At 63.3% G+C, this 17,541-nt stretch carries 17 protein-coding genes; 11 read left to right on the top strand and 6 right to left on the bottom strand.

The features are described from left to right. Positions 1 to 289: 289 nt before the first annotated feature. Complete coding sequence (locus IPL79_00055) at positions 290 to 508, top strand: hypothetical protein (GenBank protein MBK9069393.1); 219 nt, start codon at positions 290 to 292, stop codon at positions 506 to 508. Between the two features lie 53 nt (positions 509 to 561). Further along, positions 562 to 2,001, top strand: coding sequence for a hypothetical protein (locus IPL79_00060; protein MBK9069394.1), 1,440 nt, complete (start codon positions 562 to 564; stop codon positions 1,999 to 2,001). Positions 2,002 to 2,239: 238 nt separating this feature from the next. On the opposite strand, the gene IPL79_00065 is transcribed toward IPL79_00060, so the two are convergent. Then, positions 2,240 to 3,130, bottom strand: a complete 891-nt coding sequence (locus IPL79_00065; GenBank protein MBK9069395.1) for a DUF3800 domain-containing protein — start codon at positions 3,128 to 3,130, stop codon at positions 2,240 to 2,242. Continuing rightward, the gene (locus tag IPL79_00070; protein MBK9069396.1) at positions 3,049 to 3,366 is read right to left on the bottom strand and encodes a hypothetical protein; all 318 of its coding nucleotides are present in this window, start codon (positions 3,364 to 3,366) and stop codon (positions 3,049 to 3,051) included. The genes IPL79_00065 and IPL79_00070 overlap by 82 nt, the downstream gene beginning before the upstream one ends. Positions 3,367 to 3,666: 300 nt before the next feature. Between IPL79_00070 and IPL79_00075 the strand changes: the two genes are divergently transcribed. Further along, a complete protein-coding gene (locus tag IPL79_00075; protein ID MBK9069397.1) occupies positions 3,667 to 4,461 on the top strand; it encodes a hypothetical protein in 795 nt (264 codons plus the stop codon). Continuing rightward, positions 4,458 to 5,036: a hypothetical protein gene (locus IPL79_00080; protein ID MBK9069398.1), complete on the top strand. Its 579-nt coding sequence runs from the start codon at positions 4,458 to 4,460 to the stop codon at positions 5,034 to 5,036. Before IPL79_00075 ends, IPL79_00080 begins: the two co-directional genes overlap by 4 nt. Before the next feature lie 24 nt (positions 5,037 to 5,060). Here the strand turns inward: IPL79_00080 and IPL79_00085 are convergent, their stop codons facing one another. Further along, entirely contained in the window at positions 5,061 to 5,300 is a 240-nt protein-coding gene (locus IPL79_00085; GenBank protein ID MBK9069399.1) for an addiction module protein, read from the bottom strand. A 255-nt stretch (positions 5,301 to 5,555) separates the two neighbouring features. Here IPL79_00085 and IPL79_00090 point away from each other — a divergent pair, with 255 nt between their 5' ends. The 3 genes from IPL79_00090 (at position 5,556) to IPL79_00100 (ending at position 8,921) form a co-directional block, all read left to right on the top strand. Further along, positions 5,556 to 6,629: a Fic family protein gene (locus tag IPL79_00090; protein ID MBK9069400.1), complete on the top strand. Its 1,074-nt coding sequence runs from the start codon at positions 5,556 to 5,558 to the stop codon at positions 6,627 to 6,629. 216 nt (positions 6,630 to 6,845) lie between these two features. Further along, a complete protein-coding gene (locus tag IPL79_00095; protein ID MBK9069401.1) occupies positions 6,846 to 7,931 on the top strand; it encodes a hypothetical protein in 1,086 nt (361 codons plus the stop codon). A 159-nt stretch (positions 7,932 to 8,090) separates the two neighbouring features. Continuing rightward, the gene (locus tag IPL79_00100) at positions 8,091 to 8,921 is read left to right on the top strand and encodes a hypothetical protein (protein MBK9069402.1); all 831 of its coding nucleotides are present in this window, start codon (positions 8,091 to 8,093) and stop codon (positions 8,919 to 8,921) included. A 37-nt stretch (positions 8,922 to 8,958) separates the two neighbouring features. Here the strand turns inward: IPL79_00100 and IPL79_00105 are convergent, their stop codons facing one another. Then, positions 8,959 to 10,251 carry a hypothetical protein gene (locus IPL79_00105; GenBank protein MBK9069403.1) on the bottom strand — a complete coding sequence of 431 codons (1,293 nt, stop codon included), beginning with the start codon at positions 10,249 to 10,251 and terminating at the stop codon, positions 8,959 to 8,961. Between the two features lie 316 nt (positions 10,252 to 10,567). Then, positions 10,568 to 12,031 carry a hypothetical protein gene (locus tag IPL79_00110; protein ID MBK9069404.1) on the bottom strand — a complete coding sequence of 488 codons (1,464 nt, stop codon included), beginning with the start codon at positions 12,029 to 12,031 and terminating at the stop codon, positions 10,568 to 10,570. A 210-nt stretch (positions 12,032 to 12,241) separates the two neighbouring features. On the opposite strand from IPL79_00110, the gene IPL79_00115 reads away from it, so the two are divergent. The 3 genes from IPL79_00115 (at position 12,242) to IPL79_00125 (ending at position 14,100) form a co-directional block, all read left to right on the top strand. After that, positions 12,242 to 12,850, top strand: coding sequence for a J domain-containing protein (locus tag IPL79_00115; GenBank protein ID MBK9069405.1), 609 nt, complete (start codon positions 12,242 to 12,244; stop codon positions 12,848 to 12,850). 53 nt (positions 12,851 to 12,903) lie between these two features. Next, on the top strand, positions 12,904 to 13,344 hold the full coding sequence (locus tag IPL79_00120; protein ID MBK9069406.1) for a J domain-containing protein: 441 nt from the start codon (positions 12,904 to 12,906) through the stop codon (positions 13,342 to 13,344). Between the two features lie 150 nt (positions 13,345 to 13,494). After that, positions 13,495 to 14,100 carry a hypothetical protein gene (locus tag IPL79_00125; protein MBK9069407.1) on the top strand — a complete coding sequence of 202 codons (606 nt, stop codon included), beginning with the start codon at positions 13,495 to 13,497 and terminating at the stop codon, positions 14,098 to 14,100. Positions 14,101 to 14,238: 138 nt separating this feature from the next. On the opposite strand, the gene IPL79_00130 is transcribed toward IPL79_00125, so the two are convergent. Beyond that, entirely contained in the window at positions 14,239 to 14,682 is a 444-nt protein-coding gene (locus IPL79_00130) for a hypothetical protein (GenBank protein MBK9069408.1), read from the bottom strand. 154 nt (positions 14,683 to 14,836) lie between these two features. On the opposite strand from IPL79_00130, the gene IPL79_00135 reads away from it, so the two are divergent. Then, entirely contained in the window at positions 14,837 to 17,536 is a 2,700-nt protein-coding gene (locus tag IPL79_00135) for a hypothetical protein (GenBank protein MBK9069409.1), read from the top strand. The last annotated feature ends 5 nt before the right edge of the window (positions 17,537 to 17,541 follow it).

The raw sequence follows: 17,541 nt of genomic DNA on the forward strand, positions 1-17,541 counted from the left end.
CTGCCCGGCGGGCGCGCGAGGCGGTGGCCGCCGAGCGCGGTTTGAGCGCGGCGATGGTGGGGCGGCGGTGGGCACGATGGGCGCGCCGCGCCGCGCGAAAACGGAGCGAGCCCGCGCGGCGACGCCTTGGGCGCCGCGCGAGAAGGCGAGCGAACCCCAGAGGGGAGCGACGGTGAGCGGCGCCGCGCTGCGCGCGGCGCGGCGAACCGGCACGCCCAAGCAACGTCGCCGGTGCTGTCAGCGCGCGATGCTACCGTGGTGATGAATGTCTGCAACGAAAAGGGGTTATATGGCGGCGAGCACGTGGGTATCGGCAGGTTTGGCAATGTTCCTGGTGGCGGGTTGTGGCAAGTCCTCAGGTCTTACGACCGACGACTTGCCGTTTAGCTCGGCGACGCGGGTGCGCCCCGAGGCGGCGGGCGCGCACTGCGAGGCGGGCGGGCAGGCGATCGAAACCGGCCTCGACAGCAATCGCAATGGAGCGCCCGACACAAGGACGGCGAGGTAGACGAGACGTCGTACGTTTGCACGCCGGTCGCGGCGCCCAATACGCCGGCGCTGGTGCGCATCGACGCGGTGGAGGCCGGGGACGACTGCGCGCACGGCGGGTATCGCGTCAACGCCGGGGTGGATGCCAACGCCAACGGCGTGCTCGACGACGTCGAGATCAGCGAGACGGCGTTGGCCTGCGCGAGCGCCGACGGGCAGCCTGGGGCGCCGGGGAGCGATGGCAGCAATGGCAACAACGGCGCCAATGGCACCAGCGCGGTGCTGGGCAGCGAGCCGATTGCGCCCGGCGCGGAATGCGTCAACGGCGGCACGCGCATGAATGCGGGGCTGGATCTTAATGGCAACGGCGTGCTCGACGCGGCGGAGATTTCGGCGAGTGTTGCGGTGTGTAGCACGGCGGTGAAGAAGTACGTTTTGGACGCGGAGGTGCCGCTGCCGGTGGGGTTTCCGACGGCCGATTTGACGGTGTATGCGAATGGCGCCGCGGCGAGCGATACGGATGGCGATGGCTACCCGGACGTCGCGGGTGAGGGCGATGTGTTGGCGATTTACGCGTCGCAGGTGAACGACAAGCGGCTGTTGTTCATGGAGCGCGTTGCGGGGCAGTGGGTGGAGATTAACCAAATCGCGGCGCCTGCCGGGCTTGGCTATCAGCTGACGGTGATCGGGTTTGAAAACCGCATGATGGTGATCGGCGGATTGGCGAGCCAGAACGCGGCGTATCGCAGCTATGTGATTGAGCGCGTCAATGGCGTCTATGAGGTGACGGATGCGATTGCGACCAGCGGCAGCCCATCTGGCGCCAATGTCTTCGCGTTGCGGTTTGATGGCGAGCACGTTCTGGCGACGGACATCGGGGCAAATTTTTCGATGGCACTCGCGCGCAAGCTGCCGGGCGTGGCCTTGCCGGTGGCGACGCCCGTGCTGTTGCCGCCGGGGCATACGGTGACGCATTTTGCGGTGGCGATGGGGCGCGGTTTACTAGCCATCCCGGCGCAGGTTGCCGGCGTCCACGGGCTTAGTGTTTTCACGCTTACCGCCGGCTCGCAGGCGTTTGTTGGGCGCGTGCCTACGCTGCTTGACATTAATGGCTATCCGCGTCAGGTCACGGCTGATGCGCTTGGCGATGCAGATCTTACAATTCAGTATCACGCCTCAGGATTCAACCTCACGGCGACGTCCCAGGTCTGGCGAGTGGGCCAAGGTGGAACCATTGCGCTTGCACAAAGCTTGACCGGCGGCGCGTACATCAGCGCGCCGGTGTTGGCACGCGGTGCCACGCGCACGATCGCGCGCGGCGCGGATCCGTCGCTTGGCTATTTTCCTGCGGTCTACAACCTGGTCGACGGGCTTTGGCACCATGTCCAAGTCCTCACCGACTACGCGGGCACCGGCGACTTCCTCAGCAGCGCGGCCATGCTGGCCGGTGGCGACGAGCTTTACGTCACGGCGTCGAGCCCGTCGGTGTTGCGGCTTTATCGTTGGGAATGACGTAGAGAAAAGGCGTGCGTGCGCGCGCGGCGCGGCGAACCGGCACGCCCAGGAAACCAAAGACCATATGGTCCCCGGTCGTCCTGGCGAGTTAGCGGCCCACGTAGCGCGCCTATCTTCACCCTTGACGATGACGTCGGAAACGGGCACATTTTAAGACAGGACTGGGTTTGCTCGGTCGGCATTGTGCCTCGGGATTGCTCGAGGCATTTTGTTTTTCGGCGGTGCCGAGAGGGTGTTAAGGGAAACGCTTGAGGCCCCAGCCTTCGAGGCTGCCCGTCGGTCCACGCCAAAATTTGCTTTGGATGAGGTCAAAGGCTCGGTTGGGCTGGCTGGGGCGCATGCAATGCAGCCCAATGGGGCGAGCTATCAGGTCGGCAAGTTGAAGCCCGGCGTGGTTGGCCTTTTTGGGGGCAAATAAGGGCGTGTAGCCACGACTGCCAAGCAGCGTCGAGGTGTCGCAGGCGCGCCGAAACGCGAGCTCAAGCTCGGCATCTTCGTTTTTTCCGCGGCTCTCGAAGACGACATGAACCTCGCCCTCATCGCCGAGGTCATCGAGATGCAGTGCGAGCCGTTCGAGGCCAAAGGTGACGGCGAGATGGTACGGGTTTTCGGGGTGAGCGTATGTTTTTGAGAGCCGACCTTTGTCGATAGCGGCGGCAATTAGGGTGAATGGGGCGTCCTCGACGAGCTCGTTGAGTCGCTGCATGAAGCTGGCGCGCACCGTGGGATTGCGCAGCATCTCAAAGGGTGGTCGCTGCTTGCGGATTTCTCGCTCATGCATCACGACGGCGTCGTGGCCGAAGAAGTCGAACTTGAACTTGGTCAGCGCGCGGACGGCGGTCGTGGCGTAGGCCGTCTTCTCAAAGATGCATAGCGCCAAGACAAACACCGGAAATTCAGGTGAGACGGGGCCGTGGTCACCGGCCTCGTCGACATAGACGATGTACCGTGAACGCTGAGGCCAAGTAGGTGGTAAGCCGGACGGCACTGTACTTGGTAATACGCAGCGGCCGGGCGATTTCTCGCGCGAAGGGATGGTCGAGGCTAAACGTCGTGCGACCACGCTCGCCTCGAGGGCGCGGTGCACCAGTTGTTGCGTGCGGTGGGTGCCGTAGCGCTTGGCCATGTCGGCTTGGTGTTGTAGACCAGCGGCGGCGCGAGGGCGGCGGTGGTGCCGAGGCCTAAGGCATTCCAGCGCGCCGGGCCGGGGAACACGAACGGCGCGCCGCCCCAAACGCCGCGCATCACGGCCTCGTCGCTTGGGTGAGCGCGGGCGCTCCCGCGTGAGCTGCCCGGCGGGCGCGCGAGGCGGCGGCCGCCGAGCGCGGTTTGAGCGCGGCGATGGTGGGCGGCGGTAGGCACGGTGGGCGCGCCGCGCCGCGCGAGAACGGAGCGAGCAAAGCGAGCGAACCCCACATTGCAGCGACGGTGAGCGGCGCCGCGCGCGCAGCGCGGCGCCGCGAACCGGCACGCCCAGAACAAAACCGGCGAGAACGTTGCGCGGCGCGGCGTATATCGTCTCGCGGCATGAGCGCCGACACGGCGGGCGGCACGGCCATGCGTAGGCCCGGCGTAGGTGGCGGTGGGTTTGCCGATTTGGCCGTGACGTTGTTATCAAATAAATTGATAGTTATAAAATATCAAAAATAGTAATATATGGCGATGTTGACGTATCTCGTGAAATCCAAGGCCAGACGCCGCCTCCTGTTGTTGCTATGGGGCGAGGCGCGCCACGCCGCGGGCATGCCGCAACGTGGCAGCGTGACCGAGCTGGCGGACGCCGTCGGCATCAGCTTTGGCTCGGCCCACAAGGAGCTCGCCGAGATGAAGCGGCTGCAGCTCGTGACCGCGGGCCAGGTTGATGGCAAGGAGGTGTTTGCCGCGAACCACGCGCACCCGCATGCGGCGGTGTTGCGCGCGTTGGTGGCCACGTCGCATGCGCCCGCGGTCGCCGCCACGTCACGGGCTGATGAGGCCTTGTTGCAGGCGCTGCGCCGGCTTGGCGCCCCGCTGGCGAAGGCAGGCGCGGTGAAACCCAAGGCGGTTGCCGCGAAGCCTGGGCCGCAACCTCAACCCTTGCTGCCCTTGCTCGCGCGCAGCCTCGAGCTTGCGCGCCGACGCCCTGATGTTGCCAAGGCCTTGCCGGTGCTGTTCTCGCGGCGCAGCCATGAGTTCACCCACGTCGGCCTGCGCGCGCTCAAGCTCGCCGCCGACAAAAAGCACGCGCTTGGCTTTCTCCTCGAGCTGGCGGGCGAGGTGGCCGGCGACCAACGGCTCGCGACGTTGGCGGAGGCGCTCGTTGATCACCGCGTGCATCGGCTGCAGCCATTTTTTATTGGCGCGGTCAGCCGGCGCGCCGCCAAGCCCGGCTTTGCCTTGGCAAAAAAATGGGGGTTTTCCATGGAGCTGGACGCCGCCGCCTTTCGCGACTTGTATCGCAAGGTGGCCCGGCCATGAGCCCGCTGCCACGGTTTGGCTACGACGAGTTGCAACGGTTTTTGCGTCAGCTCGATGCGGCCTTGACCGCGGAAGCGAAAGTCGTGCTCATCGGTGGCGCCTCGGCGGCGCTGGCCTACCACGTCACGGCGGTTACGCGCGATGTCGACGCCTACGGCACGTTGCCGGCGGCGGTGCGCCGTGCCATCGATCGGGTCAATGCGGCGCGCGAGGTGCCTATCCCCGTGTCGTCGACGCCGATTGCGGAGGTGCCGTACAACTATGAGGCGCGGCTGGTGCAAATCTTGCCGAGCGAGCTTATCCGCTTACGCGTGTACGTGCTCGAGCGCCACGATCTAGTACTAAGCAAGGTCGTGCGGTGGGACGAAGGCGATGAACGCCACGTCCAGGAAATGCACGCCATTAGCCCGCTCTCCTACGACGTGTTGACCAAGCGCTTCGCGTTGGAGATGAAGCAGGCGATGGGCAACCCCGTGACCATCCGGGCACACCTGCTAGAACTCGTGCGCGAGCTGTTTGGCGAGCTAGCCGAGGTGAGGGCTAGCAAGCGGATAGGGCCGCGATGGAGCGAGTGAGGGCGAGCGGATGCCGTGAAACGATCACTTGGCTTTAAGGATGCGGGCTTTCACGTTAGGCCACGCTGCGAAGGCGGTTGGAACGACGCCCTGTTCGCGGCGGGTGAGTTCGGTTTGCTGCCACGCTGGCACCGCCACGTCACCCTCCAAGGAATCCCAGATTTCACCGAGCAGCTCGAGCTTTTCATCGGCCGGCAAACTCTCGATGGCGTTGGTCAAGGCAGCGCGGGTCACGTCGGCAAGGATAGCACCCGTGGGCGGCATGCTAAAAAACTAGTCGCGGGGCGCCCACGGCGAGCGGCAGCAAGGCTGCGCGCGCCGGGGGCTGGCAGGCTGGGAAGGCCGTCAGAGTGGGGCCAAGGCGTGCGTATGAGGTAAGGCTGTTCTCAAGGCTACGACGCGGCTCTGAGAAGGTTATGTTCTAATTATTGCGTATTAGTATGCTATTTAATGTATAGAAAATAGAAAAATCTATACATATATCGGCCGACATGATAAGAAAATAGGCTAAGTCTATCTATGTCCACGCTGCTCCCGCTACCGCTGCGTAACCCGGCCTTGCTCGACCGCAAGGACGTTTGGGTGGCGCTGGCCGAGGCGCACCGCTACCTGGCCGAGCTCAAGGGGCTGTGTGAGTCGCTGCCCAATAAAGCGATCTTGATCGATACGTTGGGCATCCAAGAGGCCAAGGACAGCTCGGAAATTGAGCACATCATCACCACGCACGACGAGCTCTTTGCGTTGTCGCCGACCACCTCGACCACGCCGGCCGCCAAGGAAGTTCGGCACTATGTGGCGGCGCTGACCTTGGGGTTTAAGGCCGTGCGCGCGAGCGGGCTGATTAGGCTCGACACGCTGCTCGCGGTGCAGGCCGAGCTCGAGCACAGCCGCGCGGGCTTGCGCAAGCTGCCAGGGACGGCGTTGCGCAACGAGGCGACCGGGGCGATGGTCTATGAGCCGCCGCAAGGCGCGGCCGAGGTCGCGGCGCTGATGGCCAATCTCGTCGATTTTATGCACGCCGACGACGGCCTCGATCCGCTCTTGCGCATGGCGATCGCCCACCATCAATTTGAGAGCATCCATCCGTTTTATGATGGCAACGGGCGCACGGGGCGCATTTTGAACCTGCTCATGTTGCAACGCGATGGGTTGCTCGAGCTGCCGGTGCTGTACCTGAGCCGCTATATCACCGCGACCAAGCCGGCGTATTATGAGTTGCTGCAAGCCGTGCGCGACGACGAGGCGCATTGGCCGCAGTGGTGCCTCTACATGGTCAAGGGGGTGGGTGTCACCGCCCGCAGCGCGATTGGGTTGGTGAAGGCCTTTCGCGATCTGATGCTGCAGACCAAGCACGCCATTCGCACGCGCCTGCCAAAACTATATAGCCAAGACTTGCTCAACAACCTGTTTCGCTATCCCTATACCAAGATCGAATTTATCGAGCACGATCTAGGCGTGTCGCGCATTACGGCCACCAAGTACCTAAACCAGCTCAGCGAGGCCGGCTTGCTGCGCAAGCAGAAGGTCGGCAAGACCAACTTCTATGTCAATGAGCCGCTTTTTGCGTTGCTGAGCAATGTGACTATATCGTAGTCGAGGCGCCGCGGCTGCGGAAGGCTGCCACAAGCGGCGAAGCTGATGAGTACGTGCGGCGGATACCTGACGCGGCCATGCTTGCGAGCTCGGCTTGGGTATGCGCATTTGCGAAGCGAGCGTGGCGGTCGTCAGATCTGTGGGGGAATCGCCGCACTCCATGTCTAGTGCCAATTGGCGAATTTCGCGGACGAATAATGATAGGAATTGCCTGAAATGCGCGCCGCCTTCGTTGTTGTCATGGTGCTTCATGGGTTGATCCACTTGCTTGGCTTTGCCAAGGCGTTTGGGTTGGCGGAGGTGAGCCAGTTAACGCAACCGGTGGGCAAGGCGCTGGGCGCGGGATGGTTGGTGGCGTGTGGGTTGTTGCTGGCCGCGGCGCTGTTGGTGGCGCTGGCAAAAAGTAATTGGTGGATCGCCGGCGTGGTCGCGGTGGTGGTCTCGCAGGCGCTCATTGTTTCGAGCTGGCAAGATGCCAAGTTTGGCACCATTGCCAATCTCATCATCTTGGTTGCGGTGGTGCTGGGGTACAGCGCGGCGCGGTTTCATGGCCGCTTTGCCAGCGATGTGCAGGCGGCGTTGCGACAAGCACCGGCGGTGCCGGCGGCGCCTTTGACCGAGGCCGACATGCAGCATCTGCCGGAGTTGGTGAAGCAGTATGTGCGGTATGCGGGCGCCGTCGGTAAGCCCAAGGTGCATAACTTTAAGATTGCGTTTACCGGCAAGCTGCGCAAGGACGCCGCCTCGCCGTGGATGCCGTTTACCTCCGAGCAGTACAACTTTATGCAGGTGCCGACGCGGCTGTTTTTTATGAAGGCGGTGATGAAGCACTTGCCCGTCGCCGGCTATCATCGCTTTGTCAACGGCGCGGCGTTTATGGATATTCGTTTGTTGTCGCTGGTGCGCGTGCAATATCTCGACGGCGCGGCAATGGGCGTCGCCGAAACGGTGACATTTTTTAACGACATGGCCTGCATGGCGCCGGCGACGCTGATCGACCCACGCATTACGTGGTTGGCGGTTGAGGGCAACAAGGTGAAGGCGTCGTTCACCAACAATGGCATTACCGTGTCGGCGTGGCTTCACTTTGACGCGCAGGGTGCGCTCGTCAATTTCACGTCGGAAGATCGTTACGCGGCGGACGCTGGCAAGCAGCTGCCGTGGTCGACGCCGCTGACGGCCTACCGCGAGATTGGTGGCCATCGCCTGGCGAGCAGCGCCGAGGCCATCTACAGCTATCCACAAGGCGACCTGGTCTACGGCACGTTTGCGCTGACCAGCGTGGCGTATAACGTGAGGTAGTGGGTGCATTAGGTTCGCGGGCAAACTGGTGCCCTCGCTCGACGCGCTGGTCGCGCGTGAGCAGGCGCCGCGCCCCCCTAGGTGTGACATTTTCACACTTAAGCGTGGCTGCGACTGAACTATGTTGATGCATGCGCCCGGGCTTGGCAGGGTGGCCGCATGAAGTTAACTAACCTTGTCATTGTTACTGCGGGGTTTTCGGCACTTGGCGGCGCGGTTGCGACCAAGCGCGCCGACGCCTGCGTGCCGCCACAGCCATGCCCAACCTTGCGGTATCCAAGTGACGGCGCCACGTTGGTGCCGACCAACACCAAATTGTGGACGACGTATAACGGCGCCCTCACCGTGCGCGATGCCGACGACAACGTGATCCATGCGGATTTACCAATTGTCGATACGCAACCGCTCGTGTCGCTGCCAGCGGCGTTGGCGCCCAATACGGAGTATCATGTATCGGTCTCGCCCCCCATCGAGCAAGTCGAATGCGCCACGTACACCTATTCATTCACCACGGGATTTGGTCCCGATGACGTGCCGCTGCCGCCGGTGATATCCGAGTTCAACACGGAGTTTGTCTCTTCCGAAGAGGCCGGGCCGTGCCCGCCAGTGGGCAACCACGTGATCGTTTCGCTTGAGCTTGCGCCTCGCGCCACCACTGACACCGTGGCGCATCGCGTGTATGTGCCCGAGAACGAACTGCATTTCGCGTTCATGCGCGAATTCGTGTTGCCGGAAATGCCTTCGTTTGCCGTGCCCGGCACGGAATTTAATGAACCCTATGACGTGGTCGCGGTGTCGGCCAGTGGCGCCGAGAGCGGCACCGCGCCGATTGTACCCGATCCGCCACCGAGTGACGGCGAGCAACCGAAAGGCTATTTTGGATGCGCCGTGCAAGGTGGGTTGGCGCATGGAGGCGGTGGTGGTGGCGGCACGTTGGCGGTGATGGCGGCGGTTGGCGCGTGGGTGGGTTTGCGTCGGCGACGCGCCTAACGCACGCGCGCAGGCTGTCGCTGGTGCAACGAAATGACTAATGCCGCAGCACGACCAGGCGCGCCGCGCCGCCGGGGCCGGCGTGGTCGCGGCCGATGAAGAGGCCGTCGCGATAGGCGAGCGGTTGCAGGCCGGCGATGTAGTCGTACGGCGCGAAGCGATCGTGGAGGTTGCGCACGAACATGCAGGTGCGGGGGCCGCCGGCGTCGGCACAGTCGACCAGCAACATATCTTTGGTGATGGCTATGGCCTTGGCGCGGGTGCGGAAGTGCAGCAGCTGGGCAATTTGCTGGCGCTTAGCGTCGAGCACGAGCACGTCGTAGGCACGACTCTGCTTGTCGGCGTACGTGAAGGCCAGGCCGTCGTTTGAACTCGCGCCGCTAATCAACGTGGTGGTCGCGTCGCCGATGGGCCATTGAAACTGGTAGAACCACATCGCATCGGGTGAGTCGGCGGCGCTTTGCAGCTCGAGCCTAGTGAAGAATTGGAGCCCGTCGGGTGCGCGGGCCGACTGGCGGACGCGGATGGTGATGCCGGCGTTGTCCATGGTCAAGACCTCGCTTTGCCCCGAGGCCAAGAGCGGCGCCGCGAGCGCAAGCGCTTGCACGTAGATGTAGGCGCCGGCTTCGTCGCGTTCAAAGATATAGCCGCGGTGTTTCGACGCCGACCACCACAGCAGATAGTCGGAGGTTACGTGGAGCGACGTTGGTGGCGCGGGATCGCTAGGGTTGGGGTCGGTGATGACGTCGGTGATTTGCCAGGCGTAGGTGGCCTTGCCAACCGTGCTGGTCGGCGTCGCAGCGGCGATCGATTCGCTATGACGCACCACCGCGACCTCGCCGGGACGAACCAGCACAAGGTATTCGTTGGCGTAGCGATGGTATGCGGCAGTGGGCGACTTGACGGTGATCGGCGAGATGGTCGTGCGGTGCTGCCCGCCATTGGGTGCAACGAGCGCAACGAGCTGCAACCCGGCGGCGTCGGCCGTCAGCAGCGAATTGCGGCCCAGCGCGAGCAAGGTGCTGTCGGGCAGGGTTTGCACCACGGAAAAGCCAAGGCGTGTCGGCGCGCAGACGAAATCGTCGTCGCGTAGCAGCGAGCTCTTGTCGCCTGGCGCGGCAGACGAGGCTGCAATTGACGATGATGCCGACGGCGGCAAGACCTGCGCCGATTCATTGAGCGCGGGCAAGAGCAAGCTGCGCTCGTAGCGCAGCGCGAACTTGGTGGGGCGGCGCGGTACGCAGGTCACGCCGTCGGGCGTCGTGCCGTCGCGAAAGGTTCCCAGGTCGACGGGCCCTTGATTGTCTAACCTGCCAATCAGGCGCTTCAATGGATCCATTCGTTCGAGCGGGGGGTGGTGGCGACGCAGGCGCGGCGGACGGTGCGGCGGAGGCAAGGGCTGACGCTGCGCCGCCGCCACCCCCACTGCGACAGCCGCCGAGCAGGCCGAACAAGCCGAGCCAAACCGCGAGCGCCAAGGCGAGCCATCCCAACCGGGGCGTTGCGAGCGGCGAGTTTGCTTGATTCATGTAGGGTGAGGTCCGATCTCTGAAACCGAGGTTGAGGCGAAGCGTTTGCGCGCGCCGGGGAGGTGCATTCGACGTGAGATCATCAGCGCCGTGAGAAGGCGTTTACCAAGCAAGCGCTTAATGCCGCAGCACGACTAGGCGCGCGGCGCCGCCGGGGCCGGCGTGGTCGCGGCCGATGAGGACGCGGGCGCGATAGGCCAGCGGCTGAACGCCGACGATGTTGGAATAGGGCTCGAAGCGATCGTGGACGTTGCGCACGAGCATGCAGGTGTAAGGGCCTTCGATGGCGTCGGTGCAGTCGAGCATGAGCACGTCCTTGGTGATGGCAATGGGGGTAACCTCGTCGTCGCGATACTCGAGGCGTTGCACCAGCGTGCGTGCCTCGCTGTCATAGATCGTAACGAATTGGCCGCGACTGCCTGGGATAGTCATAGAAATGGCCACGCCGGCGTTTGAGCCGGTGCCGCCGACGAACTCGCTGTCTGCGTCGCCCAGCGCCGACTTGGATTCGTAGTACCACTTTGGGTCGCGTTCGGCATGCGCGGTCGAGTTGGCGTTGTATTTGCCAAAGAGATGCAGGCTTTCCGGGGCGCGCGCCGATTGGCGGACCAAGATCGCAATGGTGAGCGAGTTCATCGCGACGACGCGGCTGTAGCCGGTGGCGAGCAGCGGCGTGGAGAGGCCGAGCTGCTGCACGTAAATGTAGTCACCCGTGTTTTGGCGCTCAAACACGTAGCCGCGGTGTTTGCTGGCCGACCACCACAGCACGTGATTGCCGGCGACGTGCAGCGAGCTGAGCGGCGACGGATCGCGCGGGTTTGGATCGGCGATGACGCTGGTGACCACCCACGCATTGGTGGCGATGGGGTTACCTGATCCGCTTGACGGCGCCGCGGTGGTCGCGCGTTGCGCGATGACGGCGACGTGGCCGGGGCGAGTCAGCGCGAGGTATTCGTCGTCGCGATCGTTGTAGGCGGCGATGGGCTCTTTGGCCGACACCGGCGCGACGGTGGCACCCAATAGCCAACCCTTGGTGGAGTCGTAGGTCGCGGCGACCAAGCCCGAGGCGTTGGTCATGAGCAGCGAGCCGGCGCCGAGCGCGAGTAATTGCCCGTCGGGCAGCGCCTGCTCCATGGTGAACCACATGCGCTTTTTTTCGCAGACGAACTCGTCGTCGAGCTTGAGCGAGCTTGCATCGGCGGCGCCGGGCGCCAAGAGGCGTTTTTCATAGGTGAGCTCATACTTGGTGGGGCGACGCGGGACGCAAACCTCGTCCGCATCGGCGTCGCCATAGCGAAAGGTTTCCATGTCGGCCGGTTCGGAGTTTTGGTAGCCACCGGCGGTGCGGGTGATTTCCGCGTCGGCCTCGACGGTGTCGGCGGCGCCGGTTGCGCTTGAGAGGGCGGTTTCGAAGTTCAGGTTGTTGCGAAGCGAGCCAATGGCGAGGTCGGTGCCGCTCAGTGAGGCGGTGGCATCGACGCCGCGGCCGGCGCCGTGGCGACATCCTGCGACTAGGCTGAGCGAGATGACAAGGGCGAGGGCGAGCAGCGCGGCTATAACGACGTTTGGTTTAGGGTGCATGAATTCAGTATCAGATCCGACCTCTGACAGCGAATTTGGCCGGTATTGGCGCCTATGGCGGCGTTTAGTGTCTGTCGGCTGGCGCGACGCTAGCGGTGTCGTGGCGGTGGGCTAGCCGAAAATTTTGCGGTGCGTGCGGGCGGCGCTCGATGACAGAGGCCCGCCGCATGCTGGGAGAACGGCGGAAATTGCCGGATGGAGCAAGGCTTAATGGCGCGAACTTCGATTTCATTGGTGGCAGCATATGCTGTGCTCGGCGTGGCACCTGGCGCGGCGCGTGCCGACGTGAAGGCGGCGTATAGGCGGCTGGCCAAGGAGCGGCATCCCGATCGGTTCGCGGCGCAGGCGCGTCGGCAAACGGCGGCGCAGGTGGCGGCGATCAATGCGCGCTTTCGCGAGGTGCAGACGGCGTATGAGGTGATCGAGGCGGCGGGGTTTCCGGCGGCGGCGGCGCGCGCGGCGGCGTCGGCATCCGCGAAATCATCGACGTCGGCGCGAACGTCGGCAAAAACGAGCGCGTCGGCGTCGGAGGACGACCGCGCCTGGGAGCAATACGTTCAAAGCCGCGCGGCACAATGGCGGCGCGAGGCGGACGAGTTGCGTCGGCAGGAGGCGCGCGAGGCCAAGGCGGCGAGGGACGCGGACGAATTCATTGCGGCCGAGGCAGCGCGCATTGCCAGCGAAGCCGCGCTGGCGCGTGCACGCGCCGAGGCGCAGTGGCGAGCCGCGCAGACGCGTGAGGTCGCGGAGCGCGAGGCCGATCGCGAATTTTGGTTGTTCGTGCTGATCGCCTTGTTGATTTCGCTGTTTACCGAGTGAGCGCCGCCAGCGGCATATCGCTTCGCAAGCACCATCCAACGAAAGGAAACACAATGAATTTAGCGCAGGCCTATCGCATCTTGCAGCTCCGCTACGGCAGCCAGCGGCCCGACGTGGTAACCGCGTTTCGTCGGCTCGCGCTGGCGATGCATCCCGATCACGCCACGCTGGCCGGCGTGACGCCCGCCGACGCCAACGCCGCGTTTATCGAGTTGCGGCGCGCCTACGAGATGATCGCCGCGGCGGGATTTCCGCTAGCCAAGGCGCCGCCGCCACCTGTGGCAGCGATAACTGCGAAGCCCACGCTGCAACCAACCACGCCCAACGTGTCGACGTGGACCGACGCCAACGAGCGCCTGCGCCGCCAAGACGCCGAAGAGCGCGCCGCCGCCGCCCGGGCGCAGGCCGCCGCGCGCGCCGGTGCCGCCGCCAACACCAACGAAGACTCCGAGCGCTGCGTTTTTGTGTGGCTGGACATCAGCACCTCGCCGTAGGTGGGCGGACGGCGCCCTGCGTCCGCTAGGCTTGGCGACACGTGGCCCCAGCGGCAAGGGGGGAAGCCGGAGGGAACGAGATGGCGCGGGGGCAAGTGCGCGAATTGGGGTGGGCGGCAGTCGGCACGAAGGTTGCTTATTGGAATAAGTATGACTAATTTACATTTTCACCGTCGTCTCGCTGCCGCTGTTGTTGTGACTGTCTTTGCCGCCGGGGTGGCGGCGCCGGTGCATAGCGCGGAGGCGAACCGGCGCAGCAGTATTGCGAGCGCGGGGCAAGTGCAAAAGGCGCGAGTGGCGGCGGGCACTCGAACTAAGCGCAGCGGTCTGACAAAATTGAGCGATAGCAAGGCGACGACGTCGCAAGCGCCGGCCAAGGTGGCAGCGAAGGCGAACGTGCAGGCGAAAGCGAAGGCTAAGGCGACGAAGCGCGTGACCGCCAAGCAATTCGCGGGGCGCATCTTGACCACCGCGTTTGCGAGCTTTTTAACGGTGAGCCTCGTCGGCCTGACGGCCAAGATGGGCGGCATCGCCGAGGGGATTTTTAATTTGGCGCTGGAGTCATCCCAGCCGGCGGCGTTGGTGGCGCTTAGCGCCGGCTTTGCCGTGCTGGCGGTAATGGTCGGCCAGATCACCTGGTACCTTGGTGATTCAACCGTCGGTTTGGCGAAGGATTTATTCGCGTCGCGTATTGGGTCGGATAAGGCCGATGACGCTCCAGGCGACAGCGATGCGTCCGCGCCTGCGATTCCGTAGCGTGGGCGCGGCTTGAACGCAGGCGGCGTTGTTGGGTTAGCGCTCGTCGGCGCCGATATTGTTTTGGAGCACGGTTGTATCTGACGACGAGCATTTGTTTGGCGCGAAATCAGCACCGCGCCGAAGACGTGGCGTGTGCTAAGGGACGGTGCAATCTACCGACTCGGTTCCGGTGCCGCCAAATGTGGCTGAGCCGGGCGAGGTCTCAATGGAGTAAAGGTGAGACGAAATAGCTAGGCACCCGTCCGCCGAGGTAAACGTGAAAACGTACGTTGCCGCATCGTACTGATACGTCCCTTCAACCGAGCCGCCGTTGCCATTGGTTAGCCAGACGGTATTGGCGTGGTCGCGGCCAATCCAAAAATTGCCAGATTGGGTTTGGCAGTAATGCGGATAGTCCATCGTCATTGAAACATACGGCCCGGCCGGAAGCTCGGCGAGATTGGCATAGCAATCCGCGGGATCAATCTCAGGATCTTGTGGTTCCTGCGGCGCTGGGCCTGGCGTTGGAATCGGCAGGTTTTCCTCGAGCAAGCAGGAGGTGAGTGGGCTTAGGGCGATCAGCAAAAGTATGTGCTTCATATGGCTAAACGCTAGGCATGTGCACATCGCCCCGCAATGCGCGAACAGCGTTCACGATTGATTTTAAGGAGTTTTAAGTCAACCCGAAAATGTTATGCGGATAATGAATGCTTAATGCATCGTTAGCTGATTGGACTTAGACTTGGACCCTTCGATGGAGATCAGGCACTTCCCACAACAACTGGTCGATATCGTCGGTCGCGAGCCAGATCTCGAAGCGATCAAGCGGCATCTCACCACTGATAAACGCCTTGTCGCGATTGTCGGGCCTGGAGGCATGGGCAAGACGCGGCTGCTCGTCGAAACCGCAGAACGCCTGCAAACACTCTATTCCGACCACGGCGGACGCGGTTGCATTTATTTGGATGCCACGTTTTGCAACAACGTCGATGAGCTGTGCCAGGCGGTATGTATGGGGCTTGGCGAACGAGGTCAGCTGGCGGCGCCGGGCATCTCCCCGGCCGCCGCGTCGACGGCGATCATGCGTGGACTTGGCCGAGCCGTAGTTTGCATCGACAATGTTGAACAATTGCTGCCGGCCCTAAACCTGCAACTCGTCGAATGGCTCGCCAGTTCGCACGTTTCAATTCTGCTTACGTCGCGCATCTCGCTTGACGTCCCGGGTCACGTTGAGCATCAGCTCGGGCCGTTGCCGACGCCGGCGACAACGTCGCTTGAGGCGATCAAGGCAAGCCCCGCATGGCAGCTTTTTATTCAGCGCGCGCGTGAGGCTCGTGCCGCGGCGCCGGGCAACCCACTTGCGCTGCCTTGCGATGAAGACGCGCTGCTTTCAGGTAAAATTGTTCAACTGCTCGAAGGCGTGCCGCTTGCGCTCGAGCTGGCGGCAAGCTCGGCACGGTTTTGTTCGTTCCGCGACATGTTGGAACGCGCGCAGCGACCGCTCGACGGTTTCGGCAAGACAGGGCCTGACAAGCATAGTTCGCTGCGGCGGGCGCTCGCCGACACCCTAAAGCTGGTGCCATCAACCGCCATGCATGCTTTCCCCTTGCTGGCGGCCTTCCACGGCCCCTTTTCGCGAGACGACTGGCGGCAGCTACATCGCGAGGTCTTGCCGCAACAGGCAAGCGACCTTAGCTCGGCAGAGGTGCGAGCGGACGAAAGCCTAGATCACCTTTGCAGCTATGGCTTGGTTCAGTTTACCGGAGCCTACTATCAAATTTATGAGTCTGTTCGCGAGCGCGCGGGCGAAGATCATCCGCCAGATGCGTTGTGGCGCCTGCGGCTGCGTCATGCGGAAATCTATGCCATGCGCGCCTGGCAAGGTGTTAAGGCCATGGCATTCTCCAACGATTTGGCGTTGATGATGCCGAATGCGCGGTACGCGCTTGAGACAACGCTGCAAGCGGCCAAACAAACCGGGTGTATTTTTAGACTTGGGAACGAGCAGCGGCCTGCCGAAGACTTAGCGGCCGCGCTCGCCTTGTGGATGGAGTGCTTCTTCGTTGAGCAAGGCGACCATCGGAGCCGCCTTGAGCTCCTGACGCGGATTCCTGAGTGTCCAGATCGGCGCTTGCAGGCGCTCGTTTTGTGCCAGCGGGGCGCCGCCTATCGAGAGCTCGGTAGCTTTGAGGAAGCGAAGCAACATTGGCATGCATGCCTGGCGCTGCTGGCTGACCACGAGGATGCGGCGCAACTCCAGGTTGTCGCCGCGCTCGTTGGTTGCCGCCAAGCCGAAGTGATCGAGGTCGAGGGAGATTTGCCTGGAGCGCTAGCCTTGATCGATGGCGCGCTCGTGCAGGCAACGCAGGGCCAGCCGGGGCCATTGGTATCGGCGGCCTACCGCGACAATGTGCAGGCAGAGGTTTTGTTGCGAAAAGCGCACATCTTGCGCCGACTTGGCGAGGTTGGGGGCGCGCTGGGCGATGCCTTGCGCGCCCACTCGCTGTTTCAGACGCAGCAAAATCGGCTGGGCTTGGCGGCGGTCGCGTATGAGCTCGGCGTGATCCGAATTATTCAAAAGGAGTGGGCGCTCGCGACGCAGTGCTTGGAGCTGGCGCGCAGCACGAGCGTTTCAAAGATGATGAAGGCGGCCGCGACGCTCGCCTTAGGCATCGCAACCCAGGCACGCGGCGATGTGCCTGGCGCCATCGAAAAGCAGGCCGAGGCTGCGCGAATTTTTCGCGAGATCGGGCACCCGCACCGCGAAGGCTCGGCGCTGTATTCGTTGGCGAGCGCCTATCTCGAGCAAGGCGACCCATCGCAAGGGCTGTCGCTCAGTTTTCGCGCCTTGTCGCTCATCGCGGCGGTGGGTGCCAAGCGGTATTTGGCGCTCATTCACGCGCTCCAAACCATGGCCATGCTGTCGCTCGGCAATGTCGAGGAGGCATCGCGCTGCCTCGAATTGGCCGAGGCGGAGGCCGCGAGCGCCGCCGAAGCGAATGTGACTTTCGCGGTGTACTGCGCGCGCTGCGCGGTCCAAGGCACCCCGGTGTTGCAGGAGCTGGTGGAAGGTGACGATGCCGAGCTGTTTTATCGCCTTTATCAACGGTGCGCCGCTCGGCAGGCTGGTGCGGCTTCGGTCGCGCAATGGGATCCGGCTGGACTTTTGACGTACGGAGAAAATGTTATCGACGTGCGCCGACGAAACACGTTGAAGAAAATACTTGGTGCGTTAGTTGAGGAGCGCCTTGAGCGCCCGGGGACGCCACTTACGTTTGACGCCTTAACGCATGCGGCGTGGCACGATAATTTGTCGTTTGAGTCGGCTTCTAATCGGTTGCACGTCGCGCTATCGACGTTACGTTCCTTGGGGCTGCGCGATTTGCTGCAAACGGTGGAAGGTGGGTATCAAGTGAACCCGGCCATCGCCATTGTGGTTCGGCAACGTGAGTAGCTGCG

It is taken from the genome of Myxococcales bacterium (genome assembly GCA_016716835.1).
In the GTDB taxonomy this organism is placed as follows: domain Bacteria; phylum Myxococcota_A; class Polyangia; order Haliangiales; family Haliangiaceae; genus JADJUW01.

What these genes read in the sequence shown, in the direction of transcription:
- IPL79_00055 (MBK9069393.1), top strand. Translation starts at nt 290, where the DNA reads ATGGCGGCGAGCACGTGGGTATCGGCAGGTTTGGCAATGTTCCTGGTG.
- IPL79_00065 (MBK9069395.1), bottom strand. Translation starts at nt 3,130, where the DNA reads ATGGCCAAGCGCTACGGCACCCACCGCACGCAACAACTGGTGCACCGC.
- IPL79_00075 (MBK9069397.1), top strand. Translation starts at nt 3,667, where the DNA reads ATGTTGACGTATCTCGTGAAATCCAAGGCCAGACGCCGCCTCCTGTTG.
- IPL79_00080 (MBK9069398.1), top strand. Translation starts at nt 4,458, where the DNA reads ATGAGCCCGCTGCCACGGTTTGGCTACGACGAGTTGCAACGGTTTTTG.
- IPL79_00085 (MBK9069399.1), bottom strand. Translation starts at nt 5,300, where the DNA reads ATGCCGCCCACGGGTGCTATCCTTGCCGACGTGACCCGCGCTGCCTTG.
- IPL79_00090 (MBK9069400.1), top strand. Translation starts at nt 5,556, where the DNA reads ATGTCCACGCTGCTCCCGCTACCGCTGCGTAACCCGGCCTTGCTCGAC.
- IPL79_00095 (MBK9069401.1), top strand. Translation starts at nt 6,846, where the DNA reads ATGCGCGCCGCCTTCGTTGTTGTCATGGTGCTTCATGGGTTGATCCAC.
- IPL79_00100 (MBK9069402.1), top strand. Translation starts at nt 8,091, where the DNA reads ATGAAGTTAACTAACCTTGTCATTGTTACTGCGGGGTTTTCGGCACTT.
- IPL79_00110 (MBK9069404.1), bottom strand. Translation starts at nt 12,031, where the DNA reads ATGCACCCTAAACCAAACGTCGTTATAGCCGCGCTGCTCGCCCTCGCC.
- IPL79_00115 (MBK9069405.1), top strand. Translation starts at nt 12,242, where the DNA reads ATGGCGCGAACTTCGATTTCATTGGTGGCAGCATATGCTGTGCTCGGC.
- IPL79_00120 (MBK9069406.1), top strand. Translation starts at nt 12,904, where the DNA reads ATGAATTTAGCGCAGGCCTATCGCATCTTGCAGCTCCGCTACGGCAGC.
- IPL79_00125 (MBK9069407.1), top strand. Translation starts at nt 13,495, where the DNA reads ATGACTAATTTACATTTTCACCGTCGTCTCGCTGCCGCTGTTGTTGTG.
- IPL79_00130 (MBK9069408.1), bottom strand. Translation starts at nt 14,682, where the DNA reads ATGAAGCACATACTTTTGCTGATCGCCCTAAGCCCACTCACCTCCTGC.
- IPL79_00135 (MBK9069409.1), top strand. Translation starts at nt 14,837, where the DNA reads ATGGAGATCAGGCACTTCCCACAACAACTGGTCGATATCGTCGGTCGC.